The organism is Nonomuraea sp. bgisy101, assembly GCF_057708945.1.
Genome location: NZ_JBYITD010000004.1, coordinates 111,317 through 137,746 on the forward strand (window position 1 = coordinate 111,317; position 26,430 = coordinate 137,746).

Below are 26,430 nucleotides of genomic sequence, written 5' to 3' on the forward strand. Positions count from 1 at the left end.
ATGGACGTTCGCCTGGTCGGCGACGAGGGCGTCGAGGAACGCCCCGTCGAAGAACTGAAAGCGCTGCTCGACCATGAAGACGGCCTCGTCTGGGTCGACATCTCCAGCTGTGACAGCGAAGCCGTCCGCGTGCTGTCGGAGGTGTTCGGCTTCCACCCGATGGCGGTCCGTGACTGCGTCGAGCGCAACCGCGTGCCCAAGGTGCACGCGTACGTCGACCACGTGTTCGTCGTCCTGCACGCCCCCGAACGCGGCAAACGCGGGCACGTGCACTTCATCGAGCTCGACCAGTTCATCGGCCGGAACTACCTGGTGACCGTCCACGGGCCGATCAACCCGGCGGTCGAGCCTGGCTCGGCCCTGCGCGAGACCCAGGCGGTGCTCGCGCGGCTCGAGGCGGGGCGGCTGCACCCCGCCACGCCGTTCGAACTGTCGTACGCGATCGTCTCCGCCCTGATCCGCAACCAGGAGAGCTACCTGGAGACGGTGACCAGCGACGTGTGGCGGCTGGAGCAGCGGGTCACGGGCGGGCAGGTCGGCGAGCCCGAGGAGTTCCTGAACGAGCTGTTCCGCGCCCGCCACGGGCTGCTCGCTGTACGCACCATGGGCGCGCTGAGCGGCGCGATCTACGGCAGGATGACCAACCTCACCCGCATCTCGCCGGCAGGGCAACGGCTGGTGGTCGACATAGCCGACCAGTTCGACCGGTTCCGCAGCGTGGCCGACGGCGAGAGGGAGTATCTCCAAGGGGTGATCGAGTTCTACCAGACCACCCTCACCATCAAGGCCGCGCTGGTCGGCCAGGCGCAGAACGCGGAGGTCAAGCGCCTGACCGAGGCGAGCTACGCCCAGAACGAGGAGATCAAGAAGATCTCCGCCTGGGCGGCGATCTTCTTCGCCCCGACCCTCGTCGGCACCGTGTACGGCATGAACTTCGCCCACATCCCGGAGCTGGGCTGGGCCTACGGCTATCCGTCGGCGCTGGCCGTGATGGTGCTGGCGTCCGCCGCGCTCTTCGCGGTGTTCAAGCGGCGGGGCTGGCTGTGACCGGAGGAGCTTCCAGCGGTGACCTTCGGATCCGGCGACATCCCGCGCGTTCAGCCCTGCCCGGCATCCGCGTGGACGGCGGTGACGATGTGTCCCTTGATGGGCACCTCGACGCCGGTGTCCGTGCGGAAGCGCCCCAGCGCCTCAAGGGAGTCCCTGAGGATTCTGCCGTACACCTTCTCGCTGATCCGCGCACGCAGCGGCGTGCTGTCGGCCTCGATCCGCACCAGGTCCTCGATGGACGCGAGCCTGACGGTGCCCGTCCGGGTGCCGACCGCGGTGACGCGCAGGCCCGCGAGGCCGCACACGAACTCACCGCCTCGGCGCGCCTCTACGACGCCAGCTACCGGGCGCTCCGGTCGGGATCCTTCGTCCGCCTCGCCGACCTGCGCGTGCTGCAGGGCCGGCTGGAGGAGGGCGAGCGGTTTCTCACCGGCCACGAGCACGATGCCTCCGCCCTGCGGCCAAGCTGGGTCTGCGCAACCGGGCCGAGGTCGCCGCCTACGCCTCCCAGACCTGGACGGACCCGAGCGCGCCGCGGTGATCAGGACACCGCGTGGACGCGCGCTCATCGGGCGGATCCGACGACGCGCCAAGCCGCACCGGGCGCGATGGGCGAGACCCGCGAGTCCCTCGGCGGGCACCGGCGCCCGCCGTTCACCGGCAGTACACGTGCGGCGGGCATACTCCGGCGCCATGCGTACCCTCCTGGCCGCCCTCGCGGTGACCGCCACCGCACTCCCCGCCGTGTTCCCCGCTGTCTCCGCCTCCGCACTCCCCGCCACACCTCCCGCCGTGTTCCCCGCTGTCTCCGCCGCGAACGCCGGCGCGCCCGCCTTATCTGCGGACGAGCTGCCCTCCGCGGCTCCTGCCGCCGAGACGCCCGCCCTCTTCGACGACGGCGCGGGCGGCAACGCCAACGGCGACGACCCCGCGATCTGGGTCAACCCGCGGAAGTCGGGCCGAAGCCTGATCATCGCCACCGCCAAGGAAGGCGGCCTGTACGTCCACGACCTCGGCGGCAAGCGGCTCCAGCACATCGCCGCCCCGGCCGCGCCAGGCAAGGACGACGAGCCCGGCCGCTTCAACAACGTCGACCTGGTGTACGGCTTCCGCCTCGGCGACCGCCGCGTCGACCTGGCGGTCGTCTCCGACCGAGGCCGCGACCAGCTGCGCTTCTACGCCATCGACCCGGCCGGGCTCACGCTGACAGACGTGACCGACCCTGCGGTGCCGTACGTCTTCAACCGCACCCAGCGGCAGGTCAACGAGGAGGAGACCGCCTACGGTCTGGCCACCTGGCAGGACGGGGGCCGCGCCTACGCCCTGGTCAGCCGCCGCCACCAGACCCGCCTCGGCCTGGCCAGGCTCACCGCCAGGAACGGCAGGGTCGCCTACCGCCTGACCCGCACCCTCGACCTGCCCGCCCGCTTCGAGCTCCCGGACGGCGGCACCTGGCGGCCGTGCGGCGAGCCAGGCGAGCGCCCCCAGATCGAAGGCATGGTGGTGGACGGCGGCCGCGACGTCCTGTACGCCGCGCAGGAGGACGTCGGCATCTGGCGCCTGCCCGCCGACCTGACGGGCAGGCCCGTGCTCATGGACAAGGTCAAGGAGTACGGCCGGCAGGACACCTACGACCCCAAGACCGACGAGTGCGTCCCCGGCGAGGAGCGCGGCCACGGCGGCGAGCACCTCGCGGCCGACGCCGAGGGCCTGACCATCTGGTACGGCAAGGGCGGCGGCTACCTCCTGGCCTCCAGCCAGGGCGACAGCACCTTCGCCGTCTACACCCGTGAAGGCAGCAACCGCTTCCTCGGCTCGTTCAGGGTGGGCCCGGGCAAGGGCATCGACGGCACCGAGCACAGCGACGGCGCGATGGTGGTCGACCGGCCGCTCGGCCGCTACGCGCACGGCCTCCTCGTCGTCCACGACGGCCGGAACACCCCCGCAGACGGCGACAGGGAGAACACCAACTTCAAGCTCGTCCCCTGGGAGAACGTCCCGCTCCCCCGCTGAGACGCCCCAGGGATCACAACCTTCACGGGCCGGGACCGCCCTCCGCCCGCGAAGGCCCAGGGTCAATGCGAGCGGGGGCATTCCCGGCCCCGCCCACGAAGGCCCAGCTCGACGCGGGCGGGGGCGGTCCCGGCGCACGAAGGCCCCGGCTCGACGCGGGCGGGGGCTGGCCCGGCGCACGAAGGCCCCGGCTCGATGCGAGCGGGGGCTGGCCCGGCCCGCCCGCGAAGGCCCGGGTGGACGCGCGATCGTCAGGAGGTGTGGCGCAGAGGCGGGCGACGGGCCCAGGTGGCCCAGCGCCAGAGCCACTCGACAGGGCCCTGGCTGTACCGGCGCAGCCACAGGGTGGACCACAGCCACTGGACGGTGAGGACGGCGGCGGCGATCAGGAGCACCGTCGTCGAGGACCAGCCGTCCGGCCGGCCGCCGAGCACGCGACCGACCGCCAGAACCAGGATCGTGGCGGTCAGGTAGTTGGTCAGCGCCATCCGGCCCAGCGGCGCGAAGACGGCCCGCAGCGCCGGCCGGAGCGGCGTCCTGAGCAGGACCAGCAGGACGCAGATGTAGGCCCCCGCGAGCAGCAGCCCGGCCACCGCCATCGCGAGACCGAACGCCGGGCCGTCGGACCGCGAGCCCGCCTGCCACCACACCACGGGTGCGGCCCCCGCCGCCAGCGCCAGGCCCAGCACGGCCGGCACCCGGATGGAACGCTCGATCCGGTCGACCACCCCGTACCGCGTCAGGGCCGAGCCCAGCAGGAACAGCCCGGGAACCAGCGCGAAGGGCCCGCCTCCGAGGATCAGCGAGACCGCCAGGAGCACGGGGGCCAGACCCGCCACGGCCCATCGCGGCAGCCAGGTCGAGGGCAGCAGCACGAGCAGGCCGACGATGGCGTAGACGGCCAGGATGTCACCCTCCCACAGCAGCACATGGTGTGCCAGGCCGAGCGTGAGCAGTACCAGCAACCGGCGGAGCAGGAGCACCCTCGGGCGGGCGGTGCGGCCCCTGGCGGAGTCCAGCAGCAGCGAGAAGCCGATGCCGAACAGCAGGGAGAAGATCGGGAAGAAGCGCTGCCCGACGAGCAGTCCCATCCACGCGTCCGTGGGGCTCGGCTGTGAGCTCGGGGGAAGGACGACCCCGCCGACGCTCGCGATCGGCTGGATGTTGGCCAGCAGGATCCCGCCCAGCGCGAACCCGCGTACCACGTCGAGCGCGGCGATCCGCGGGCGGCCCGGGGAGGTCCTCGCGGAGGCTTCGTCGCCGCCGTCGTGGCGCGGGCGGTGGAGGCGCTGGTCGCCCGCGGGCCAGGACTCGTGACCCGGCTCCGCGGGAGGTTCGTACGGCGGCCGGTCAGAGCAGGGCGGCTGCCGGAACGCCCGGTCAGGCCGTCGGCTCGCGGCGTCGGCGGGAAAGTCTTCACGTGGCATGGGGCCTCATCCTGCGCGCGCCGGCCCGATGCCGGCATCGGGCGAAAGCAGGGTCGCGCCGCTCCCCCCGGTACTTTCGGCCGGTTCCCTGGCCCGGCGGCCGCCCCGGCCACGCCGACCGGTTCGATGGCCGGGCTGCCGACGGGTCGCGCTCGGCGGTTCATGGCCGGACCGCCGACGGGTCACGCTCGCCGGTTCGATGGCCGGACCGCCGACGCGAGCCGCGCCGCCGGCACGATCCATGGGATGTGACCAAGACCACTCATCACCCCTCCCTGAGCAGGTCCTGCGGCGCGGCTGAGATGCCCGTGGCCGCCCCTCACGAGAGGGCCGCCGGGCCGGGAGGGTGCGCCCGGGGTGGTGGTGCGCGGCCGTCCGGGAAGGCGCTGGGAGAGCGCTTGTACGGCCTTCCGCGGCGCCCCGCGAGCCCGGGCAAAGGTCCTTCGACCAGGGGAAACACGCCGGGCGGCCACTACGATCAGAGGGTCGGCCGCGCGCGGCGGCCACCGTTCGGGGAGGTTCTGAGTGAACCGGACTATCCGCACCATGGATGATGTTCTGGGTCTGCTGGACCGGCTGTTCGCGTCGGAAGCCGACCGGTGGACGAAGGACGCCTCGGCGTGGTGGGACCGTTTCTACTCCGACCGCTCGAAACCGGTCCCCTTCTTCGTGACCAAGCCGGACGAGAGCCTGGTGTCCTACTTCGAGCGGGGACTGCTCGCTCCGGGGCGCGCCCTGGACCTCGGCTGCGGACCCGGCCGCAACGCCATCCACCTGGCCTCGCTCGGCTTCGAGGTGGACGCCGTCGACCTCTCCCCCGCCGCCGTGGCATGGGGCGAGGAGCGGGCCCGCGAGGCGGGCGCCGATGTCCGCTTCCACTGCGGCGACGCCTTCACCACCGAGCGGGTCGCCGGACCGTACGACCTGGTCTATGACTCCGGCTGCCTTCACCACCTGCCGCCGCACCGCCGGGTGAGCTACCTGGACCTGCTGGACCGGGTGCTCGCCCCCGGCGGCCACCTCGCCCTCACCTGCTTCGCCGCGGGCGCCATGGGGTCCGAGCTTCCCGACGAGGAGTTCTACCGCCAGGGTCGGCTGGACGGCGGCCTGGCCTACACACCCGACGCGCTGCGCTGGATCTTCTCCGACTTCACCGAGATCGAGGTGCGGCGCATGGAGGAGCAGCCGTCTGACGCACCTGTCTTCGGCGTCCCGTTCCTCGTGGCCGCGCTCTTCCGGCGCCCGGCGGCGCCCGTCCGGGCGACCTGACGCCGGTGAGGTCGCCGGGAGGCGACGTGAGCTACGTGTCCATCCGGGTGGCGGGCAGGTCCCGGAGGCGGCGCAGCGGGCTCGCCAGCAGGATCAGTCCGCTCAGCGCGAAGATGCCCAGCATCACGACCAGGGCCGCCCGCACGGAGAGCGCCGTGGCGAGGGTGCCTGCCAGCATGGCGCCGAGTGGGATGGCGCCGAAGTTGACCACCTGGGCGCTGGTGGTCACCCGGCCCATCACCTCGGTCGGCACGTAGCTCTGCATGAAGCCCGCGAAGATCACATTGCCGGCGACGATGCCGCCGATGATCGCGATGCTGGCGACGACGAACGCCACCAGGCCCGCACCCCGGTCCGCCAGGGCGATCAGCAGGCCCAGCGGCGCCAGTCCTGCCTTGCCCAGCAGGACGGCCCGCGCGCTGCCCAGCCGCGCCGCCATCGGCCGGGCGGCGAAGGCGCCGACGACTCCGCCCACGCTGGTGGCCGCGATCAGCGCACCCGTCACTCCGGCGGACAGCCCGACGTCGCCGATCAGGAAGATCACCAGCAGCGACTGATAGCCGGTCAGCGCCAGGTTGGCCACGCATCCGTAGAGCATGTTGCCGCGCAGCAGCGGGTCACGGACGACGGTCCGCAGGCCGTACCTGATCTCGCTGCGCAGCCGTCGCCGCGGGCGCGGCTCCACGACCTCGGTGCGCTTGACACCCATCAGGCACAGAGCCGACACGGCGAAGCTCACCGCGTCCACGACCAGGCCGCCCAGCGCGGAGACGAACTGGGCGAGCAGCCCCGCGAGGCCGGGTCCGACCAGGTTCGCGACCTGCTCGCTGCCCTGCAGCTTGGCGTTGGCCTCGAGCAGGTCGGGCCCGTCGACCAGCGACGGCAGGTAGGCCCGGTACGCGGTGGCGAAGAACACCTTCGCCGTGCCCGCGGCGAAGGCCACGGCGATGAGCTGGCCGATCGTCAGGACGCCTGACATGGCCGCGATCGGCACGCTGAGGAAGGCCGCCATCGACACCCAGTCGGCGACCAGCATCACCCTGCGCCGCGAGAGCCGGTCCACCCAGGCGCCCGCGGGCAGGCCCACCAGCAGCCACGGCAGCCAGACGGCGGCGGCCAGCACGCTGACCGCGAACGCCGAGGAATGCAGCACGGTCACCGCCACCAGGGGCAGCGCGACGCCGGTGACGGCGCTGCCCAGGCTGCTGGCGCTCTCGCCCAGCCACAGCAGCCGGAAGTCGCGCCGGCGCAGGAGCCCGAAACGGGGCGGACGAAGGGCCTGGGTCGTGGTCATGGCTGCCCGGGAACGCCGCGGGCGAAGGTGAAGACGGTGGCGCGTTCCTGACCGTCGTCGGGTATCTCGCGCTCGGCCCACCGGTTCATCACGCCGATGATCTCGGCGGCGAACTGCGCGAGTTCGTCGTCGGTCACGGTCAGCCAGATCTCGGTGGAGAACGGACCGCGCTGCCAGCGTTCCTGCTCGGACTGCGGCTGATCGGCCCAGCGCCGTACGTGGCCGACCTGCCGTTCCAGGTTGAGCGACTCCAGGGCGCGCGCGATCGCCTCTCCCGCGGCGTCCTCGGCGAAGTCGGCAGAGGACCAGCACAGGTTCTGTGAGGTCCGCCGCCACCAGCGTTCGCGCCGGTCGCGAGCCAGCTCGGGGGCCTCCTCTATCAGTCCCGCGCCGGCCAGGGCACGCAGGTGGTGGCTGATGTTGCCGACCGCCTCTCCTGTGTGCTCGGCGAGCGTGCTCGCGGTGGCGGGGCCGTTCAGTTTCAGCAGGTCGAGCAGGCGCCGGCGGACGGGATGCGCCATGGCGGCGAGCACCCGGGAGTCGGTGATCGAAGGGCTGGTCTCGGACATGGCGGCCACTCTAGATACACAAGGATCATTGTGCAATACCTCTTGTGCATCTGATCCGACAGTGAGGAAGGCCACAACGCATTCCCTGTCCGATCGGTCAGATCTGACCGATCGGACAGCTATTGTGGGGATATGGCACGTCCCCCTTCCGCTCTGCGCGGCCACATCCTGCACTCGGCGTTGGATCTCTTCGCCACGCGCGGCTACAAGGGCACCTCGCTGCACGACATCGCTCAGGTGGTCGGCTGTTCGAAGGCGTCCTTGCTCTACTACTTCGTCAGCAAAGAGGCGATCCTCGCCGAGTTGCTGACCCCTGCCGGCGAAGGGCTGGGCGAGCTGGACGCCCGGCTCTCCGGTTTGGAAGGAGGCCAGGCCATGGAAGCGGCCATCACTGGTTTCGTCGACCTGGCCATGCGGTTCCGGCGCGAGGTCAAGGTCCTGTTCCAGGACATTCCCGTGCTGGCCGGCCATCCGGCGCTGGGTGCTGTGCCCGCCATCGTGGCGCGGCTGATGGCCGCGATGGTGGACGGCTCGACCGACTCCAGGAGCCTGGTCACCGCCTACATGGTCATCGGCGCGGTCTCCGTCACCTGCGCCGGCGACGTGCCGGTCCCGGATCAGGACCTGCGTACCGAGCTGATCAGCGGCGCCCTGCGCACGCTCGGCCGCGACCCCCGCTGACCTTCGAGAGAGACAACACTTTCATGGCTTCTGTGCTGTACCGGCTCGGCCGGTTCTCCTTCCGCCGCCGAGGGCGTGTGCTCGCCGTCTGGCTGGTCCTGCTTGCTGTGCTGGGTGGGGCGGCCGCCGCCTTCATGGGCCCCACCACTGACAATTTTTCGATCCCCGGCACGGAGTCCCAGCGGGCTCTCGACTCCCTGCGCGAGCAGTTCCCGCAGGCCGGTGGCGTGACCGGCACCATCGTCATCGCGGCGCCCGAAGGGCGGAAACTCGACCCTGTCGCGGTCGGGGCCGTCGTGCGGGAGGCAGGCGGGGTTCCCGGCGTGATCGCCGCCATCGACCCGTTCAAGGTCGGCTCGGTCACTCCAGACGGCCGCTACGCGCTGGTCCAGGTCCAGTTCGACACCCCTCTCGACGAGGTCACCGACGCTCAGCGCGCCGCGTACGAGCGGGTCGGCGCCTCCGCGCGCGGGCTCCGGGTGGAGCACGGCGGTGAGGTCATGAAGGCCGAGGTGGAGGTGGGTTCCACCGAGGCGCTCGGCGTGCTGGTCGCCGCCGTGGTCCTCGTCGTCACCTTCGGCTCCCTGGTCGCCGCAGGCATGACGCTGCTGAACGCGCTGATCGGCGTGGGGGCGGGGATGGCAGGGCTGTTCGCCCTCAGCGGCGTGCTGGAGCTGACCAGCACCGCGCCCATTTTGGCGTTGATGCTGGGGCTGGCGGTCGGGATCGACTACTCGCTGTTCATCACCTCCCGCTACCGCCAGTACCTCGCCGAAGGCGTGGCGGAGGAGGAGGCCGCCGGGCGCGCGACAGGCACGGCGGGTTCGGCCGTGGTCTTCGCAGGCGCCACCGTCGTCATCGCACTGGCCGGCCTCTCCGTGGTCGGCATTCCCTTCCTGAGCATCATGGGTCTGGCCGCGGCGGGTACGATCGCGCTGGCCGTCCTGGTCGCCCTGACCCTGCTGCCCGCCATGCTCGGCTTCGCCGGTCTCCGCGTCCTGCCGCGCGGGCGGCGCGGGCGGTTCGACGGGCAGGCGTCCCATCCCGGGCGTGAGGGATTCGGTTTCCGCTGGGGCAGGATCGCCGTCCGGCTGCGCGTTCCGATCCTGCTGGCGGGTGTCGTGGGGCTGGGCGCGCTGGCCCTGCCCGCCCAGGACATGCGCCTGGCACTGCCCGACGCAGGCACCGCCGCCTCCGGCACCGCGGCCCGCGAGGCCTACGACCTGATCGGCGAGGGATTCGGGCCCGGCTTCAACGGCCGGCTGATCGCCATCGTCTCCGGCGACGAGGCCCAGGCCACCGGCGAGGCCGCCCAGAAGGCCGCGAAGCTGATCTACGACGCGGGCGCGCTCGCGGTCTCCCCTCCGCAGGCCAATCCGCGGGGCACCACCGTGCTGATGACCATCATCCCCAAGACCGGCCCCACCGACGCGGCCACGGAGCAGTTCGTGCGCACCATCCGGGAGCGCGTGGCCGGCATCGAGGGCGCCGACATCGCCCTGTCCGGCGTCACCGCCATCGGCATCGACGTGTCGGCGAAACTCGCCGAGGCGATGCCCGTCTACCTGCTGCTCGTCGCGGGGCTGTCGATCCTGCTGCTCATGCTGGTCTTCCGCTCCCTGCTGGTGCCCCTCAAGGCGGCGCTGGGCTTCCTGCTCACCGTGGGCGCCACGTTCGGCATCACCGTGGCCATCTTCCAGCAGGGGCACCTGGCCGACCTGTTCGGCGTCGAGGTTCCTGGACCGCTGGTGAGCTTCCTGCCGATCCTGCTCATCGGCATCCTGTTCGGGCTGGCCATGGACTACGAGGTGTTTCTCGTCTCCCGCATGCGCGAGGACTTCGTCCACGGCGACAGCCCTCAGCAGGCCACCGTCAACGGCCTGGGCCACAACGCCCGCGTCGTCACCGCCGCCGCGCTGATCATGACCGCCGTCTTCGGCGGATTCGTCTTCATGCACGATCCGATCATCAAATCCATGGGCTTCGCGCTGGCCGTCGGAGTGCTCGTCGACGCGTTCGTCGTCCGCCTGACGCTGGTGCCGGCCGTGATGTCCTTCCTCGGCCGCGCGGCCTGGTGGCTGCCCCGCCCCGTCGACCGGATCCTGCCGAACCTCGACATCGAAGGCGAGAGTCTGCACGGGAAACTGGCCACCCAGGAGCGCGACGCCGACCAGGAGGCCGTCACGGTCTGACACCCTGTCCGGGCCGCCCTCGCACCTGGGCGGGGCGGCCACAGGCTCCTCACCAGCCGAGATCTTCTACGAAGGCTCATAGTAGACTGTTGGAGAAGCTCGAATCTCCAGCGAGGTCGTCCCATGGGTGGAAAGCGTCCCCCGCTCCGTGCAGCCGACGCACGGCGACTTCCGGCCGTCACCGAACACGACACGGTCCTGGAACCGAGGAACGGCGGGCGGACCTTCTCCGCGCTCTTCCGGCCGGCGACCGGCTGATGTGGGCCGCGCCGACGAGCACGCGCTCCCGCGTCGCCGTGATCCTCGCCGCTCTCGCGGGTGTCCCAGCGCTCGTCTACGGCGTGGCGGCCCTCACGCTCTCCGGACAGGTGCCGCCGGGCACCAGCGTCGGCGGTGTGCACCTCGGCGGGCTGTCACCGGCAGGCGCTCGGGCGCGCCTGGAGAAGGCGTTCGAACAGCGCGCCTCCCGACCGCTCGCGATCAGGGCAGACGACACCACGATCACCATGACCCCCGCGGAACTCGGTCTCGCCTTCGACGCGCGGGCGACGGTCGCCCTCGCCATGGACGGGGCCACCACTCCCGCGGGGGTGGCCCGCTCGCTCTTCGGGACGCGCGCCCTCGCCCCTCACGTCGCGGTGGACGGCACGCGCATGGCGGGCAGGCTCAGCGGACTGGCCAGAAGGGTCGACACCAAGCCGCGCCAGGGCAGCGTCCTCTACCGCGGGACGGAACCGCAGACGGTGGTGCCGAGACCGGGGCGCGCCCTCGATCGGGCCGGCGCGGCCCGGGCGATCCGCGCGGCCTACCTGTCCGGGAGCGAGCCGATCGTGGTCCCGCTCAGGCCGGTCGCACCGGCGGTGTCCGCCGACCAGGTCCGCAGGACCGCCGCCACCGTGGCGCGTACGGCGGTCGCCGCGCCGCTGACCTTGACGGCCGGGCCGAAGCGGGCCGTCCTGTCCCGATCGCGGCTCGCCGCGCACCTTCGGTGGCTCCCCGACGGCAAGGGCGGCCTGCGGCCCGTCTTCGACTCCGCGGACCTGGCCGCCGACCTGCAGAACCAGCTCATCGCGGCGGGACGGCGGCCGAAGGACGCGTCGTTCGCCATCGTGAAAGGCAGGCCGCAGGTGATCGCCGGGCGGCCGGGCGCGGGCATCGACCCGGGCGCGCTCGGCGAGGCGGTCTCCGCCGCCCTCGCCGGCGGCAGCCGTACGGCGGAGGTCCCCGTCACGCGGACGCAGCCGCGGCTGACCACGCAGGCGGCCGGGACGCTGGGGGTCAGGGAGAGGGTCGGCTCGTTCACCACCCGCCACCCCTGCTGCGCGCCCCGCGTGACCAACATCCACCGCATCGCCGACATCGTCGACGGCCATCTGGTCGAGCCCGGAGAGACGTTCTCGCTGAACGGCGTGGTGGGCAGGCGCGACAGGGCCCGCGGCTTCGTCGAGGCGCCGATGATCCTCAACGGCCGATTCGTCGACGACGTCGGCGGGGGCGTCTCCCAGTTCGCGACCACGATGTTCAACGCCGTCTTCTTCGGCGGGTTCGAGGACGTCCAGCACACGCCGCACCAGTTCTACATCTCCCGTTATCCCGCCGGCAGGGAGTCGACGGTCTCCTACCCCGAGCCCGACTTCCGCTGGCGCAACGACTCTCCGTACGGCGTGCTGATCACGACCTCCTACACCGGCACCTCGATCACCGTCGAGTTCTGGAGCGCCAAGCGGTTCGACATCGACGCGGAAAGCTCCCCCCGCTACAACGTGAAGAGCTTTCCCACGACCACGGACAGCGGGCCCGACTGCATCCCGATGACCGGCGTCGAGGGATTCGCCATCGACGTCTGGCGGACCTTCGAAAAGGACGGCAAGGTCGTCAGGAAGCAGCGCTTCCACACCGTCTACGACCCCGAACCGCGCCTGACGTGCACGTGAGGAGAGGCCGTCGTGGTCGTCACGGCGCCGGGCTCCCCAACAGGACGGGGACAGGTTCACCGCCACCGGCCACGAGGAGGGGCGAGGCCGGGGGTGAAGCGGGAAATCGGGGGGAGACGTGGCGGACGTGCGCGACCTGCCCGCGGGCCTTGACGTCCTGAGGCTCGTGCGCAGGCATGAGCCGGTGCTGCGGTTCACGGCCGGGGAGATGTTCTTCCCCATGCCCGTCGAGGACTACGTGGCGCGGGCGTCGCTGTGGGCCTCTCCCCAGGACGGCGACACCGCCGTGAAGGTGCTCGATCACGGGCGACTCGACGCCCTCCTGCTGGCGGCGGCGCTGGAGCATCCGAACGCCGGCCTCTTCCTGAGGTACGCGCCGAAGGCCCTTCAGCGCCACGAGGTGCGCGCATGGCGAAAGAGGCCGGATCGGCCGACGTTCACCGGGGTGTCGCGCCTGGCGGCCGTCGGCCTGCTGGGCAGGTGATGCGCGGATGGTCCCGTCGGATGGGCGGGCCTGGACAAGGTCCCGCCGAACCGTGCGGCGCGGGCCGCCGCGGACGCGGCCCGTGTCGCCGAGCTCGACACGCTCATCGGCGACCTCGACGCGAAGATCGGTGCCGGTCAGCGGCAGCTTCGGCAGGCGATCAGCGGTATCGACGTGCTGCCGTCCACGGTGACCTCCGACAGGTGGGGCGACGACAGCGCGACCACGCGGGTGGCCGAGCAGGAGCACCTGGTTCCTGCTCGTGGTGGCGATCACCGCCAGCGCCGGCCTGCTGACCTGGCTGGTGGTCACCCAGGTGCGTCTCGCACTGGATGTCCTCGCGCTCGCGGCCGCCGCCGCGAGCGGCATCGCGAACCTGCGCGACCTGCTCACGCGCCGGTAGACCCCGTGGCCGGCCGGGCCGGCAAGGCTCAGAAGTGGAAGCCGCCTGGCCGGCCGTTCCTGTCGGCGATCAGGCCCGCCAGGGTGGCGAGGGCGATCTCCGCGGGCGTACGGGAGCCGATGTTGAGCCCGACAGGGCGGTGCACGCGGGCGATCTCCTCCGGCGGGACCCCGAGCTCGGTCAGCGCCTGCACGTGAGGCCCCGTATGGCGCGGGCTGCCCATGATACCGATCCATCGGGCCGGACTCTTGAGGAGGTCGCGGAGCACTGGTCCGATCTCCTCGCGGTGGTGGTCGGTGAGCACGACGTCGGCGGTGCCGTCCAGGAAGTCGCCGGGTTCGGACACCGCGGGGAAGCCGTCGAGCGCTCGGCCCGGGTCAGGCTCCAGCAGGACCGGCCTGAACCCCAGCTCCGCACCGAACCGCAGCAGGTGTCCGGCCATCGGCGAGGCGAAGACGGCCACCAGCGTCCTGCCCGTCTCCGTCTTGGGCGGATCGCTGTGAGCGACCTCGCACGCCGGGTCCTCATCGTGGCTGTGGGTCATACCAGCAGTCTCCACCCGGAACGAGGCGATGGTGTAGCTCATCCGGGAGATGTCGGCCGGTTCGCGCGACGGACCCGGCAGAGCGGCGCCCGCCTCCCGGACGCACGGTCACCATGGCGGCGCGAGCCCGGGCGGCCGTGGTGACGGAAGACCTCCGGCGGCTACCCGCAGTGAGAGGCCATGGGCGACGTGCGCACCTCAGTCGAGTAGATCTTGCCCATCGCGAGGATGCATCGGCCCCCGGCGGGCAGCGAGCGAGGTCCCGCGTAGTACTTGTACTGGCCTTCGTCGTAGTCCATGGCGCGCTGCCTGCAGGATCGGCCGGGCTGGTCTGCTCGCACACGACCAGGATGACCCTCATGTACTTCGACACGCCCCAGGTGGAACCGGACGAGACCATTCGCGCGCAGTTGCGCTTGGTCCCGGAGTCGTAGTAAACGTCCAGGTGGCCGTAGGTGCTGATCGGGATGTGCTCGATGAGCGAGCCGGAGCACTCTCCGGCCTGCGTGGCGTGCGCGGCTGTCAGGCGCGCCGCGACTCCACCGGCCGTTCTCGCCCTTCCCCCGAAACCGCGCCGTGCCGGACCTCGGCGGGGACACCGATCGCCGTCACGAGGAAAACGTCTGCAACCTTTCTCCCGACGAGTCGCGTTGGGAACAGGCGAGAGGAGATCACATTGAATCGTCACGACGGCTTCCGCGAGTTCGTGCTCGCCCGCCAGCAGGCGCTGATGCGGACCGCGTACCTGCTCACGGGAGACGCCCACCTCGCCGAGGACCTGCTGCAGAGCGTCCTGATCAAGGTCGTGGGGCACTGGCCCAGGCTGTCCAGAGGCGGCAATCCGGAGGCGTACACGCGCAAGGCGCTGGTCAACCAGTACATCTCCTGGTGGCGCAGGCCGCGCCCCGAGTTACCGAGCGCCGACCCTCCGGACCGCGGCGCCTCCTACGACGAGGCCGCACTCGACCGGATCGTGCTGCGCCAGGCGCTGGCCAAGCTGACGCCCAAGCAGCGTGCCGTGATCGTGCTGCGCTTCTGGGAGGACCTCACCGAGGCGCAGACGGCCGAGGCGCTCGGCTGCTCGGTGGGCACCGTCAAGAGCCAGGCCCACCACGCGCTGGCCCGCCTGCGCGCGCTCGCGCCCGAGCTCGCGTACCTGCTGTCCGATTCCGAGCTCAGAGAGGTGGCCCGATGACGCGGCTGCGTGAGGCGCTGAACGACATCGCCGACGAGGCTCCCCTGGTGAGTCTGGCCGACCTGGCGATCGCCGGCCACCGGCGCAGGCGGCGGACCACCCTGGCGCTGGCCGCGATCGCGGCGGTCGCGGTGCTGGGTGTGACGACGGCGGCCGTGGCGCTGCGGGAGCCGCCGGGTCCGCGCGGCGATGACACGGCCACGCCGCAGGACGTGGCCACCGTACCCGACCTGCCCGACGGCAAGGTCGGGCCGCTCAGCCACGCCTACCGCACGCCCTGCGTGATCGACACGAAACGGCGGCGAGCCGACTGCAGTGCCGTCGAGTGGCGGGTGGTCACCCGCACCGGCACGACCTACCGGGTACCCCAGGCGCTCGTCAGGACCACCAGGGAGTCGCACGTACCCGTCGCGATCAGCAGGGACGGGCGCCTGCTCGCCTACTACAGCCGTCAGGCCCAGGCGCACGTGGTCCGCGACCTGATGACCGGCACCGAGCAGACCTCCTCCGTCACGGTGAAGGAGGAGCGGATCGGCCCCGGCTCGATGCTCGTGGTCTCCGACGACGGCCGCCACGTGGTCTTCGACCCGAGGGAGGGCAGCAAGGAGCCCGGGATGCTGATCGACATGCGGACCGGCAGGACGGTGCCGGTGCAGGGCACGTACGAGACGGTCAGCGTCAAGGACGGCGTCGCCGCGCTCGTCCGCTACGTCAAGACCGACCTGTGGCTGATGCCCGTCACCGGCGGGGGCAGGCCGGTCCGCTTCGACGGCGCGTTCATCTTCTTCAGCGAACTCGCCCCGGACGGACGCACGGTGGCCGCCTTCGAGTTCCAGGACATCAAGAAGCCACGGCTCAGCCTTCTCGACGCCACGACCGGGCGGACCCTGCGGAAGGTCGCCGTCCGCGGCCTGCCGAAGGACGGCGGCGTCTCGAACACCAGCCTCTGGCACAGCCAGTCCGAGGTCACGATCGTCTACCTGACCAGGGAATTCGCGGGCACCTACGCGGTCGACGTCAACACCGGGCAGTCCCGGCCGCTGGCCCGCTACCCCGCCAAGGGGATGTACACGACACTCCCTGGAGTCGCGGGCAGCTGACAGCACCAGGGCAGCCTCCGGCACGTTCCCTTCACGGACGCCTGCGGTCTCACCGCGCTCATCCGCGCCGCCGACCCGACCCGGCTCCTGGGCAGCCGGGTGCGTCTGCCCGCCTCCCGGATCGGATCGCTCACCTCCCGCGGATCACGGAACTCGACCGTCGCGTCGGCGCCGAGCGCGGATCGGGACGTCCCGCCTCGGCCAGGTCGTCCCCTGGGCAGGCCAGCTCGGAGACCACGTCCACGACGCCCTCCAGCCGCCTGATCCTCTCCACGAGCGCGATGGCCTGCGACGCGCGTTCGACCCGGCCGCCGATCGTGACGATGCCCCTGTCGACGGTGATCGAGAAGCCGTCGCCGGCCAGTTGCCTGATGTCGGCCTCCAGTTCCTCGGCGGGGCGGGTGAAGACCCGCAAGACGTCCGCCTCGTGGAGCGTGCCGATCATGCGCCCGGTGAGCAGGTCGATCACGGGCAGCTGCTTGATCCGGCTGTCGTGCATCGTCCTGGCGGCGTCCTTGAGCGGCGTGTCAGGGGTGACGGTGATGGCGGGCGAGGTCATCAGCTCGGCGGCCAGCGTCGCAGCGGCCTTCTTGTGCTCGGCACGGGTCCTGCCGCTCTCGAAGATGGTGACGGTGTGCCGTACGGTGTCGATCTCCTTGAGGATCAGGTCGTCCTCCGAGATCACGCCGACCGGCCGGCGGTCGGCGTCGATGACGGTGACCGCTCCCACCGCGTAGCGCCTCATCGCGGTCACGATGTCGGCGAACGACGCGTTCTCCACCACCGCGATGGCCACCGCACCCATGACGTCCTTGACTTGGATGGACATTGCCGCCTCCTCGGGTTCGTTTCCCAGCGTGCTCGCCCGCTGTCCGTGACGGCACCGGCGAACGTCCCGCCTGGTCAGGCCCAAGGTCCCGAACGTCAGGCGGCCGGGACGACGGCGACGGGGCAGTGGGCGTGGTGCAGCGGCCGCCGGGTGGTCAGGGCGGGAGGCAGACCGTGAGCGCGCCGGGGACGGCCCTGGCCTTGAGCCGGGTGGTGGACTCGCGTTCCCCGCCGTCCAGCTCGTACGTCAGCGGGGCGCCGAACCGGGCCGACACCTTCTTCGCGCGGGTGATCCGAACGAACGGAGAGTCGTCGGAGCGGCCCGCGGTCATCCTGCCGATCACCCGTGCCCACTGGACGGGCCCCTGGGCGGTGGAGACGCCGACCTCCAGCCAGCCGTCGTCCGGCCGGGCGTCGTCGAACGCCTCGATGCCGCCGGCGATCGTGCTCACGTTGCCCAGCAGCAGGCAGCTGGCCTGCCCCTCGAACCAGGTCGTCCCGTCTACCTTGACCTTCATCGGCACCAGCGGACCGCCGACGTGCCTGACGGCCGCCCTGACGTAGCTCAGCTTGCCGAGCCTCTTCTTGGCCTTCCCGTCGGTGTCGGCGATCATCTCGGCTTCGAACCCCGCTCCCGCCATCACCGCGAAGTGCTCGCCGTTCAGCGCTCCCAGGTCCAGCTTCTCCCGCCGCCCGTGGAAGCCGATCCGCACCGCCTCCTCGAGGTCGGCGGGGATGCCGAGGTTGGCGGCGAACAGGTTCGCGGTCCCCGCGGGCAGGATGGCCATCGGCACGCCGGAGCCGGCCATCGCGTCGGCGCAGCGCTGCACCATGCCGTCGCCGCCCCAGACGAACACCAGGTCGGCGCCCTGTTCGAGCGCCTGGCGGACCTTCTTGGGCGCCTTCCTGCTCTTGGGCACCTCGAACCAGAGAAGGTCGCCGACGTCCTGTTCGGTGATGAGCACGCGCAGCCTGTCCAGGCCTGCGCCGAGAGTCTTCTTGCGGTGCGCGACAACCGCCACGGTGGGGGACATGCCCTCCGACTACCCCCGGCGCCGGCTTTCAGGCAGGAATCAACGCCCCCTGCCGGGGTAGCCGACGCAGATGCGCATCGAGGAAGGGCCGCAGCTGTGAGGAGCCCATGGCTCAGGGCTCGCGTCGACCGTGACCACGGACTGGGGCTGCGGCTGACGATCGCCAGCCTCGCGGTGGCACTCGTCGCGATCCCGTTCACCCTGCTGCTCCTCGTGGCCAAGATGCCCGTCAACGGGTTGGACGCGCAGGTGGCGCATGAGCTGCACGACTACGCACTCGACCACCCCGCCATGACCAGGCTGCTCATCGTGTGGACGGACCTGTTCGGGCCGTGGTCGTGGCGTATCGCCGTCATCGCGTTCGCCGTGTGGCTGCTGTACAAGGGCGCGCCACGGCTGGCCCTCTGGGCGGTCACCACCGTGACCGTGGGCGGGCTGCTCGCCCTGGTACTCAAGATCGTCATCGCCCGGGCCAGGCCGCATCTGCCGGACCCCGTCGCGCTCGCGCCGGGCGACTCCTTCCCGTCGGGCCACACCGTCAACGTGACGCTCGGCGCGGGTGTGATCGTCCTCCTTCTGCTGCCCATGCTGTCCCGGAAGGGGCGGCGCGTGGCCTGGGCCGTCGCCTGCTTCCTGGTGTTGTCGATCGGCTACACCAGGATCGCGCTCGGCGTGCACTGGGTCAGCGACGTGCTCGCGGGCATCGTGCTGGGAGCGGCCGTCCTGGCCGCCACCACGGCGGGATTCGAGACGTGGCGGCGCGAGCGGGGCCGCAGGCCCGCCTCGCCGCTGACCGAGGGAGTGGAGCCCGAGTCGGTGAAGGTGACCCATGACCGGAAGTGAGCACGTGAAGTACTACGCGTCGACGATCTTATTGCCCATGCTCCTGATGGCCGGAGTGACCTACGGCGTGGGCGAGCTGATCCTTGCCTGGCCTACCGGTGAGGCGGGCATGAGCCGGGCACTGGCCGCCGACCGCACCTCACTGTGGAACATGCTCACCGACTTCGGCAGCAGCCTGTCGGACACCCCCTACATCGTGGCGGCCACCGCGGCGGTCGCGATCATCTGCCGGCTCGTGTACCGGCGCTGGCGCGAATCCGTCTTCCTTGTCGCGGCTGTCTGGAGCCAGTCGCTCATCTTCCTGGCCACCACCGCGCCCGTCGGACGGCACAGGCCGCCGGTACAGCACCTCGACCCGGCCCCGCCCACCTCCAGCTTCCCGTCGGGACATGTCAGCGCGGCCGTCGCGTTCTACTGCGGGGTCGCGCTCATCCTGACCACGCGCGTCCGCAACCGGGCGCTCCAGGTGGCGATCTGGGTGCTCGCGGTCGCCGCCCCGCTCGCCGTCGCCTTCTCCCGCCTGTACCGCGGCATGCACTTTCTCACCGACGTCGTCTGGGGCCTGCTGCTCGGCGCCGGCTGCGTCGTGATGGCCGCCCGCGCCGTCCTGTACCGGCGCGAGCGACAACGGCAGCGGCAGGCCTCAGAACGTGCTCGACCGACGTAGCCGCGGCGGCCGCCCGTCCGGGTCCACGACCATCCGGTACAGCGGCATGGCCATCGTCCTGCGGAGGCGGCCGAGGCCAGGCCGCGGGTGCCTGCGCAGCCTGCCGGGCGGGCGGGGGCCCCGTCGACCGCCCCGATGCCAGGCGTCGAGCCTCGCGGCCGATTCGGCGAACGCCTCGAACGCCTCCTTCGGGTCACACAGATCGGCCAGGTCGCCGGGGTCACGGTCCAGATGCTCGGCGGCGAGCGTCAGCCGCAGGTCCCTGGCGAACCTGCGCGCCCCGGCGGGCGGGCGCGGGTCGGGCTCCTCGTCGATCACGGCGCAGCTCAGTTCGGAGTCGAACGTCCATGAGCGCAGGTTCACGTTGTCGGAGCCGACACTCGCCCACACGTCGTCGACCACGCACACCTTCGCGTGCACGTACACGGGCGTGTCCAGGTGGTTCTCCAGATCATAGATCGCGATCCGGCTCTCGCCGGCACGCTGGAGCCTGGTCAGCGCCTCCGCCCTGCCGATCAGGCTGGCCGGACCCGCCAGCCATCCGTCCTGGTCGGGATGGCGCGGCACCACGATGATCATGCGTAGCCCCGGCTCCCGCTCCAGCGCCTCGGCGAACGGCTCGATCACCTCCGTGGACCAGAGGTACTGGTCCTCCAGGTAGACCAGGGAGCTCGCCCGGCCGAGCACCTTGTGGTAGGCCCTGGCCACGCTGCGCTCCCCCTCCGGCGCGAACGGGTAGGCGCGGCGCAGGTGCGGATAGGTCCGCAGCAGCTGTACGGCATGCGTCCCGACCCGCGGCGGCGCGGGCCCCGGCTCGGGCAGCGGCGGCACATCGGCCATCCCGGTCAGGCGGTCGCGCAGGCGCCTGACCGGCTGGCGGGTCTCGGGCGCCGGGTCTCCCCAGCGCTCGCGGAAGACCTTCTCCACCTCGGCCACGGCCGGGCCGTTGATCGCCACCTGAGCGTCGTGCCACGGCGGGCGCGGGCCGTACGCGCGCGGCATCGGCGCCGCCTGCGGGTCGCCCAGGTGCTCGCGGCCGTCACGGCGGCTGTGGCACAGGTCGATGCCGCCGACGAAGGCCACGTCCTCGCCCGGGTCGCGGTCATGGCGCAGGACGACGAACTTCTGGTGGTGCGAACCGCCGTGCCGTACCCGGGTGTCGAGCAGCGCCTGCCCGCCGGCCGCCTCGATGTCCTGGCCGAGGTGCCGGTTCTCGGCCGAACTGAAGCGGAGGAAGTCCAGGTGCGAGCGCCAGATCAGCCCTCTGACCAGCGCCCCCCTGCGGGCCGCCGCTGCCATGGCCGCCGCCACCGTGGGGCCGTCCCGCGTGAGCCGCTCGTCGGGGTCGCCGCGCCAGTCGGTGAACAGCAGCAGGTCGTCCTTGCCGAGGCCGGCCAGGCCCGCGTGGAGCTCGGCGAAGTAGGTCGCGCCGTGCACGAGCGGGCGCACCAGGTTCCCCTCGGACCAGGCCGCCAGCCTGGTCGCGTCGTTGCCGCGCTCCTCGCGGGTGAGGAACCAGTCGTCGAGCCTCATGTCCGCCGCCAGCGGGCCTCTCCGAAGCAGTATCCGGCGAACAGCAGCAGTCCGAGCGCCACCAGCACCAGCAGCCAGGGCCCCACAGGGGTGTCGGCGAACGACCTGAGCGTCGCGTCGATGCCCCTGGTCTTGTCCGGGTCGAAGGTGACGGCCGCCTGGATCACGAAGATCCCGGCCGCGACGGCGATGACCCCGCGCGCGATGTACCCGGCGAGCCCGAGCCGATCCATCACCGTGCGGGCCCGCGGCGGCATGGGCCTGAGCTCTTCGCGGAACTTCTTCTTGATTCCGCACCACACCCAGTAGACGCCGAGCGCGACGATGCCGAGCCCGATCGCGCCGACGATGATCTGCCCGGCCGGGAGCGCGAGCAGCTTGCCCGTCAGGTCCTGGGACTTCTGGTCGTCGGACGAGCCCTTACCCGCCAGCAGCATGGTCAGCAACGCGGTGCAGATGAACGCGTAGACCACGGCCCTGCCTGCCGCCTCGATCCTGTCCTTGGGCTCGTGCGTGCCGAAGATCGCTTCACACGCCTGCCACACGGTCAGCGCGGCGAACCCCACGACCATGATCCACAAGATCACCGCCCCGAACGGCAGCGCCGCGACCGTGGCCATCGCCCCACCCTTGTCGGCTTCCGCTTCCCCGCCGCCGAAGGCGATCTGCAGCGCCAGCACCCCGATCAACCCGTACAGCACACCACGACAAACCAGCCCCACCCGCGCCAGCTTGTTTATGGCCGGACTATCCGCCGCCCGGCGTGCCACCACCTCAGCCTCGCTCATGGATTCTCCCGAGAGTCGTGAAAACCCTCGAACTGCCCTCGATTTCGCGCTCTAGGCCTTCACCCGGCGAGCGCCCTCCCCATCGCCCTTGCGGCAGGCGTTCACCGCGCTCGCGCCGATCCCTGATCCCGATCGTCCATGACGCCGTAGGCGGACGCCCTGAACAGGAAGGAGGCCCAGGAGCGGTAGGGCCGCCACCCCTCGGCCAGCCTCCGGTAGGCCGCCGCCGGCGCGTCTCCCGGCAGGCCGTACATCTCGCGCAGAATCGCGAACAGGCGCGGCTCGTCACCGGGGAACGCGTCCGGCGCGCCTGCGCCGCGGATCAGGATCAGACCCGCCGAGAACGGCCCCACGCCGGGCAGGGCGCGCAGCTCGGCCAGGGCCTCCTCAGGACCGAGCGAGCGCAGGTGCTCGGCGGTGAGCACCCCGTCGAGCGCCGCGCGGGCCAGCCCGCGCACCCACTCCTCCTTCTGCGCGGGCAGGCCGAGACCGCCGGCCTCCAGCAGCGTCATGGGCGGAGGGAAGGCCGCGTACGGGCGACCGTCCACGGTGACCTTCGCGCCGTACCGCTCGGCGATGCGCTGCTTGATCCTGGAGGCGACGAGCATGGACGAGCGCTGCACGATCACCGCCCAGCACGCCGCCTCCCACGGGCTCCAGAAGCACACCGGGCGCAGGCCGGGGCGGCTGCGCTGCAGGTCACCGAGCACCGGGTCGGCCTCGCCGAGCTTGGCGAACCCGGCGCCGTCCACGTCGAGGGACAGGATGCGCGCCACCTCGCCCCTGATCCCCGGTCCCGCGGCCCTCGTCGTGGCGACGGCGACCCCGTCAGGCGCGGCCGTCACGGTCACGCCGATCGGCAGCCAGTCGGACTCCGCGCAGTAGGCGAAGCGCAGCGCCCGCCCGTCGGAGGGCAGCCCGCTGGTGGCCGGCCAGTCCTCGACGAAGCGCAACGAGGCGCCGAAGTCGAACGGGCCCTCGGCCGTGAGCGTGAATCCGTGCGAGGTCATGCGCGTATGGTAAGTGGCCTGCGGACAACCCCGTACAGCCGGCCAATACGGCGGGCCGCCGGCGACGCGACTCCCTCGCCGGCCACCTTTCGCTCACCACGTCAGGCTCTCAGCCGGTGCCGGTTCAGATGGGCCTGTCAGGACTCATGACCAAAGGTCCAGGTCAGTCGGGGTAACGTCCCATATGTAAGACCCTGGAATGAGGTGGTGGCTTTGGGGCGGCAGTTCCCACCTGATGATGCGGTCGATGCCGCGGGCGGGGGAGACGACAGAGACGCGCTGGCCAAGGGCCTGACGGAGATGCTGGAGGAGATCGGCGCCCATACGGGCGGGGTCTACCGCCTGTCACCCGACGGCCAGGTGCTGGAACTGGTGGTGATGGAGGGGCTGCCGCGGGAGTTCGTCCAGCCGTGGGAGCGGGTGAGCGTGACCGCGCCGATTCCTGTGGCCGACGCGCTGCGGGACAAGCGACTGGTGTGGGTGAGCGACGAAGAGGACATGGTGCGTCGCTACCCGGCGCTCGCCGTCGCCCTGCCGTACGACTACTCCCTGGCCGCGCTCCCGCTGTATACCGCGGCGGGCGACCACGGAGCGATGTTCATCGTCTGGTCGGGCGCCTATCCCCCGCCGCCCGCCCACACTCGCGACCACCTCACCGCCGCCGCGGCCGTACTGGCACACAAGCTGCAGGACTTCGCCCAGAGCACCCCATCAGGGCGGAAGGACACCGGCTCGCGCGCCCCGGCGCCGCTCACCGATCCCGCGGACGTGCTCGGGGCGATGGTGGCGCGCCTGCCCGAAGGCCTGTGCACGATGGACGTCAACGGCCGCCTCACCTACATCAGCCCCAAGGGGGCCGCCCTGCTCGGCGAGTCACCCCTGCGACTGGTCGGCGCCCAGCCCTGGACCGTGCTGCCATGGCTGGACGATCCCGTGTACGAGGACCACTACCGAAGAGCGATGATCAGCCAGCGGCCGACCTCGTTCGTCGCGCTGTGCCCACCCGACCAGTGGCTGGCCTTCGACCTGTACCCCTCGATCTCCGGCATCACCGTCCGCATCAACCCGGCCCCCATGGAGTCACAGGCCCTGACGGCCGCCACCGTTCCGATCGACGTGGCGCTCCCCACCCGCACAGGGGCCATCTACCACATCCTCCATCTGGCGAGCACGCTGACGCAGGCCGCCGGCGTCCAGGATGTGGTGGATCTCGTCGCCGACCAGATCATGCCCGCGTTCGGCGCCCAGGCCGTGGCCCTGCTGGCGGCCGAGGAGGGAAGGCTGCGCGTCGCCGGCCATCGGGGCTTCCCGCCCCACATCATCCAGCAGTACGGCCGGCTCTCCCTCACCTCACCCACGCCCAGCATCCGCGCGATGGTCACCGGAGTGCCCAACTTCTTCGAATCGCAGGAAGAGCTGTACAAGATCTACCCGTCGGCCGTCGCGCCGGACGACGGCATGGCCGCCTGGGCCCTTCTGCCCCTGATCGCCTCCGGCCGCCCCGTCGGCACGTGTGTGCTCGCCTTCCGCGAGCCTCACCGCTTCACGGTCGAGGAACGAGCCGTGCTCACCTCGCTGGGCGGTCTGATCGCCCAGGCGATGGAACGCGCCCGGCTGTACGACGCCAAGGTCGAACTCGCTCGCGGCCTGCAGGAGGGTCTGCTCCCCCACGCCCTTCCCCGCATACCGGGACTCGCCGCGGCTGCCCGCTACCTGCCCGGCACCGAGGGCATGGACATCGGGGGCGACTTCTACGACCTGATCCGCCTGCCCGACGGCACGGCCGCGGCCATCATCGGCGACGTCCAGGGGCACAACGTCACCGCCGCCGCCCTCATGGGTCAGCTTCGCACCGCGGTGCGCGCCTTCGCCGCGTCCGGCGCCGGTCCCGGCGAGGTCCTCTTCCGGACGAACCAGATGCTCACCGACCTCGATCCCGGCCTGTTCGCCAGTTGCGTCTACGTCCACCTCGACCTCCGGCGCCGCGTGGCGCGCCTAGCCAGGGCCGGCCACCCCTCACCTCTCGTCTGGCATCCCGACGGGCGCGTCGAGGTGATACACGTGGCCGGGGGCCTCCTGCTCGGGATCGAACGCGAGACGGACTACCCGTGCACGGAGGTCGCGCTGGAGGTCGGCAGCCTCCTGGTGCTGTATACCGACGGCCTGATCGAGGTGCCGGGGACCGACATCGATGACGGCCTGACGGCTCTCGGCGCCAGGCTCGTACGCGACGGTGACCAGCACCTGGACGAGCTGGCGGAGAACCTGATCAGAAGCGCGCAGGGCGCCCGCCGCCGCAACGACGACGTCGCCCTGCTCCTGCTGCGGCTGACGGCCGAGCCTGTCCCGTAAGCCGCGCCCTGTCGCCGGCCGACGCCTTTACAAAGTAGATCACTTTCGGTCCGCGACCGCCCTCGTGTGCCGGTTCCAGGAGACGGCACCGTCCCGGCCGCGCCTGCTCCCACGCACGCGCGACCCCGGAAAGGCGTGCCGGGGAAAGGTTCTGTGGCCGCCTGTGACGGTGACGGCGTCCCCCGGTGGGGGATGTCAGGCGGTCTGACGCGAAGCGCCGCCCCTGATCTCAGGAGGTACCGCTGTAGCGGGCGCCCCTGGCGGCGGAGGCCAGCGCGGCGGCTCTGGCGGCCTCGGCCGGGGTGAAGGGCAGGCCGGGCCGCCTGAGCAGCAGGGCCCGCTCGGGGTGCACGGAGATCACCATCGTGCTGTTGAACGCGGCGTTCTCGTCGACGGTCTCGCCCGGCCTGCGCCATTCGACCTGCGAGACCCGGAGCAGTTCCGCCATCGCCTGCGGGAGCTGCTCGGGATCGCCGTGCACCCGCTGCGCCAGCAGCAGTCCCTGGATGCCGGGGTCGATCAGGTCCTTGACCTGCGCGGGCACGACCAGCACGTCGAGGCCGCCCGCCTCGGACAGCGCGTCGTGCAGGACGCGGGGAGTGAGGTGGGTAGGCGCCTCCACGACGAACTCGTCCAGCGCGTCGCAGCCTGCCGGCGTGATGGCGCTGCTGCCGGTGGGGGCGATGTGCAGTGCCAGTATGTTGCAGCCCAGCCGACCGAACGCGCCCGCCACCTCGGCCAGGCGGCCCGGGCGTTCGACCACGCGCATCCGGATCCGCCACAGCGTCATGGCGCCGCTCCTTTCTCCGCCGGTAGGCGGCGAGGGTGCGCGCCCGGGCCGCCGTCGCGCGGTCGCCGGCCGTACGGTCTTCAGGCGCTTGTGGACGGCCGAGCCGACGATCAGGGCGGCGCCGAGCCCCACCAGCACCACCGGTCCGGGATCGGTGTGCCCGAGGAGGGTGGCGAGCAGGTGGGCCACGCCCACCGCCACGAAAAGGACGGCCACCTCCAGGATCTCTCGCCACCAGGAGCGCGCGTGGTGCCGGCGGTCGTGCCCGGAACGCGGATGAATCGCCTTCGGTGCATCGCTCATGCCGGCCAGTCTCACCGCGGAGTGTTACGCCCCTGTGAACCCTGGAATCGCACGGGCATTAAACCGTCATCACAGGTGACGCGCGAGCATCCGTGTCACCGCCTCGCCGCGCGGCGAGAGCCGGTAG

At 71.6% G+C, this 26,430-nt stretch carries 25 protein-coding genes; 13 read left to right on the forward strand and 12 right to left on the reverse strand.

The features are described from left to right. A complete protein-coding gene (locus AC3EO4_RS09010) occupies positions 1-1,047 on the forward strand; it encodes a magnesium transporter CorA family protein (protein WP_379575191.1) in 1,047 nt (348 codons plus the stop codon). 50 nt (positions 1,048-1,097) lie between these two features. On the opposite strand, the gene AC3EO4_RS09015 is transcribed toward AC3EO4_RS09010, so the two are convergent. Beyond that, a complete protein-coding gene (locus AC3EO4_RS09015; protein WP_431894804.1) occupies positions 1,098-1,493 on the reverse strand; it encodes a hypothetical protein in 396 nt (131 codons plus the stop codon). Positions 1,494-1,743: 250 nt separating this feature from the next. Between AC3EO4_RS09015 and AC3EO4_RS09020 the strand changes: the two genes are divergently transcribed. Beyond that, entirely contained in the window at positions 1,744-3,063 is a 1,320-nt protein-coding gene (locus tag AC3EO4_RS09020) for a phytase (protein WP_431894806.1), read from the forward strand. A 251-nt stretch (positions 3,064-3,314) separates the two neighbouring features. On the opposite strand, the gene AC3EO4_RS09025 is transcribed toward AC3EO4_RS09020, so the two are convergent. Then, on the reverse strand, positions 3,315-4,490 hold the full coding sequence (locus AC3EO4_RS09025) for a DUF418 domain-containing protein (protein ID WP_431894808.1): 1,176 nt from the start codon (positions 4,488-4,490) through the stop codon (positions 3,315-3,317). Between the two features lie 546 nt (positions 4,491-5,036). Between AC3EO4_RS09025 and AC3EO4_RS09030 the strand changes: the two genes are divergently transcribed. Beyond that, positions 5,037-5,759, forward strand: coding sequence for a class I SAM-dependent methyltransferase (locus AC3EO4_RS09030; RefSeq protein ID WP_431894810.1), 723 nt, complete (start codon positions 5,037-5,039; stop codon positions 5,757-5,759). A gap of 31 nt (positions 5,760-5,790) precedes the next feature. Here the strand turns inward: AC3EO4_RS09030 and AC3EO4_RS09035 are convergent, their stop codons facing one another. Both AC3EO4_RS09035 and AC3EO4_RS09040 read right to left on the reverse strand, forming a co-directional pair. Next, positions 5,791-7,053, reverse strand: coding sequence for an MFS transporter (locus tag AC3EO4_RS09035; RefSeq protein WP_379575186.1), 1,263 nt, complete (start codon positions 7,051-7,053; stop codon positions 5,791-5,793). Beyond that, entirely contained in the window at positions 7,050-7,622 is a 573-nt protein-coding gene (locus AC3EO4_RS09040) for an ArsR/SmtB family transcription factor (RefSeq protein WP_379575185.1), read from the reverse strand. Before AC3EO4_RS09040 ends, AC3EO4_RS09035 begins: the two co-directional genes overlap by 4 nt. A gap of 132 nt (positions 7,623-7,754) precedes the next feature. Between AC3EO4_RS09040 and AC3EO4_RS09045 the strand changes: the two genes are divergently transcribed. The 5 genes from AC3EO4_RS09045 (at position 7,755) to AC3EO4_RS09065 (ending at position 13,316) form a co-directional block, all read left to right on the forward strand. Then, positions 7,755-8,303: a TetR/AcrR family transcriptional regulator gene (locus AC3EO4_RS09045; protein WP_379575184.1), complete on the forward strand. Its 549-nt coding sequence runs from the start codon at positions 7,755-7,757 to the stop codon at positions 8,301-8,303. Between the two features lie 23 nt (positions 8,304-8,326). Next, positions 8,327-10,495, forward strand: coding sequence for an MMPL family transporter (locus AC3EO4_RS09050; RefSeq protein WP_431894813.1), 2,169 nt, complete (start codon positions 8,327-8,329; stop codon positions 10,493-10,495). 296 nt (positions 10,496-10,791) lie between these two features. Beyond that, positions 10,792-12,429 (forward strand): VanW family protein, encoded by a 1,638-nt coding sequence (locus AC3EO4_RS09055; protein WP_431894815.1) that lies wholly within the window; start codon positions 10,792-10,794, stop codon positions 12,427-12,429. A 118-nt stretch (positions 12,430-12,547) separates the two neighbouring features. Beyond that, on the forward strand, positions 12,548-12,913 hold the full coding sequence (locus AC3EO4_RS09060) for a hypothetical protein (protein WP_431894816.1): 366 nt from the start codon (positions 12,548-12,550) through the stop codon (positions 12,911-12,913). 262 nt (positions 12,914-13,175) lie between these two features. Beyond that, on the forward strand, positions 13,176-13,316 hold the full coding sequence (locus AC3EO4_RS09065) for a hypothetical protein (RefSeq protein ID WP_431894818.1): 141 nt from the start codon (positions 13,176-13,178) through the stop codon (positions 13,314-13,316). A gap of 28 nt (positions 13,317-13,344) precedes the next feature. On the opposite strand, the gene AC3EO4_RS09070 is transcribed toward AC3EO4_RS09065, so the two are convergent. Together AC3EO4_RS09070 and AC3EO4_RS09075 are read right to left on the reverse strand one after the other, a co-directional pair. Further along, positions 13,345-13,860 (reverse strand): XdhC family protein, encoded by a 516-nt coding sequence (locus AC3EO4_RS09070; protein ID WP_379575181.1) that lies wholly within the window; start codon positions 13,858-13,860, stop codon positions 13,345-13,347. A 161-nt stretch (positions 13,861-14,021) separates the two neighbouring features. Then, complete coding sequence (locus AC3EO4_RS09075) at positions 14,022-14,201, reverse strand: hypothetical protein (protein WP_431894820.1); 180 nt, start codon at positions 14,199-14,201, stop codon at positions 14,022-14,024. A gap of 335 nt (positions 14,202-14,536) precedes the next feature. Between AC3EO4_RS09075 and AC3EO4_RS09080 the strand changes: the two genes are divergently transcribed. Together AC3EO4_RS09080 and AC3EO4_RS09085 are read left to right on the forward strand one after the other, a co-directional pair. Then, entirely contained in the window at positions 14,537-15,055 is a 519-nt protein-coding gene (locus AC3EO4_RS09080; RefSeq protein ID WP_431894822.1) for a SigE family RNA polymerase sigma factor, read from the forward strand. After that, positions 15,052-16,155, forward strand: coding sequence for a hypothetical protein (locus AC3EO4_RS09085; RefSeq protein WP_431894824.1), 1,104 nt, complete (start codon positions 15,052-15,054; stop codon positions 16,153-16,155). Before AC3EO4_RS09080 ends, AC3EO4_RS09085 begins: the two co-directional genes overlap by 4 nt. 130 nt (positions 16,156-16,285) lie before the next feature. On the opposite strand, the gene AC3EO4_RS09090 is transcribed toward AC3EO4_RS09085, so the two are convergent. Together AC3EO4_RS09090 and AC3EO4_RS09095 are read right to left on the reverse strand one after the other, a co-directional pair. Further along, positions 16,286-16,984 (reverse strand): CBS domain-containing protein, encoded by a 699-nt coding sequence (locus tag AC3EO4_RS09090; RefSeq protein WP_379575177.1) that lies wholly within the window; start codon positions 16,982-16,984, stop codon positions 16,286-16,288. 154 nt (positions 16,985-17,138) lie between these two features. Continuing rightward, positions 17,139-18,017: a diacylglycerol/lipid kinase family protein gene (locus AC3EO4_RS09095; protein ID WP_431894827.1), complete on the reverse strand. Its 879-nt coding sequence runs from the start codon at positions 18,015-18,017 to the stop codon at positions 17,139-17,141. Positions 18,018-18,113: 96 nt separating this feature from the next. Between AC3EO4_RS09095 and AC3EO4_RS09100 the strand changes: the two genes are divergently transcribed. Together AC3EO4_RS09100 and AC3EO4_RS09105 are read left to right on the forward strand one after the other, a co-directional pair. Beyond that, positions 18,114-18,860, forward strand: coding sequence for a phosphatase PAP2 family protein (locus tag AC3EO4_RS09100; RefSeq protein ID WP_379575175.1), 747 nt, complete (start codon positions 18,114-18,116; stop codon positions 18,858-18,860). Next, the gene (locus AC3EO4_RS09105) at positions 18,847-19,527 is read left to right on the forward strand and encodes a phosphatase PAP2 family protein (RefSeq protein WP_431894829.1); all 681 of its coding nucleotides are present in this window, start codon (positions 18,847-18,849) and stop codon (positions 19,525-19,527) included. The genes AC3EO4_RS09100 and AC3EO4_RS09105 overlap by 14 nt, the downstream gene beginning before the upstream one ends. On the opposite strand, the gene AC3EO4_RS09110 is transcribed toward AC3EO4_RS09105, so the two are convergent. The 3 genes from AC3EO4_RS09110 to AC3EO4_RS09120 all read right to left on the reverse strand — a co-directional run bounded on the left by AC3EO4_RS09110 (position 19,504) and on the right by AC3EO4_RS09120 (position 22,858). Continuing rightward, positions 19,504-21,060 carry a phospholipase D-like domain-containing protein gene (locus AC3EO4_RS09110; RefSeq protein ID WP_431894831.1) on the reverse strand — a complete coding sequence of 519 codons (1,557 nt, stop codon included), beginning with the start codon at positions 21,058-21,060 and terminating at the stop codon, positions 19,504-19,506. The genes AC3EO4_RS09105 and AC3EO4_RS09110 overlap by 24 nt on opposite strands. Beyond that, positions 21,057-21,848 carry a DUF1206 domain-containing protein gene (locus AC3EO4_RS09115; RefSeq protein ID WP_431894833.1) on the reverse strand — a complete coding sequence of 264 codons (792 nt, stop codon included), beginning with the start codon at positions 21,846-21,848 and terminating at the stop codon, positions 21,057-21,059. Before AC3EO4_RS09115 ends, AC3EO4_RS09110 begins: the two co-directional genes overlap by 4 nt. A gap of 101 nt (positions 21,849-21,949) precedes the next feature. Then, positions 21,950-22,858, reverse strand: coding sequence for a DNA-3-methyladenine glycosylase family protein (locus AC3EO4_RS09120; protein ID WP_379575170.1), 909 nt, complete (start codon positions 22,856-22,858; stop codon positions 21,950-21,952). A gap of 213 nt (positions 22,859-23,071) precedes the next feature. Here AC3EO4_RS09120 and AC3EO4_RS09125 point away from each other — a divergent pair, with 213 nt between their 5' ends. Continuing rightward, positions 23,072-25,210 carry a GAF domain-containing SpoIIE family protein phosphatase gene (locus AC3EO4_RS09125; protein WP_431894835.1) on the forward strand — a complete coding sequence of 713 codons (2,139 nt, stop codon included), beginning with the start codon at positions 23,072-23,074 and terminating at the stop codon, positions 25,208-25,210. 229 nt (positions 25,211-25,439) lie between these two features. Here AC3EO4_RS09125 and AC3EO4_RS09130 read toward each other — a convergent pair whose 3' ends face one another. Then, complete coding sequence (locus AC3EO4_RS09130; protein WP_431894837.1) at positions 25,440-26,303, reverse strand: ACT domain-containing protein; 864 nt, start codon at positions 26,301-26,303, stop codon at positions 25,440-25,442. Between the last annotated feature and the right edge of the window lie 127 nt (positions 26,304-26,430).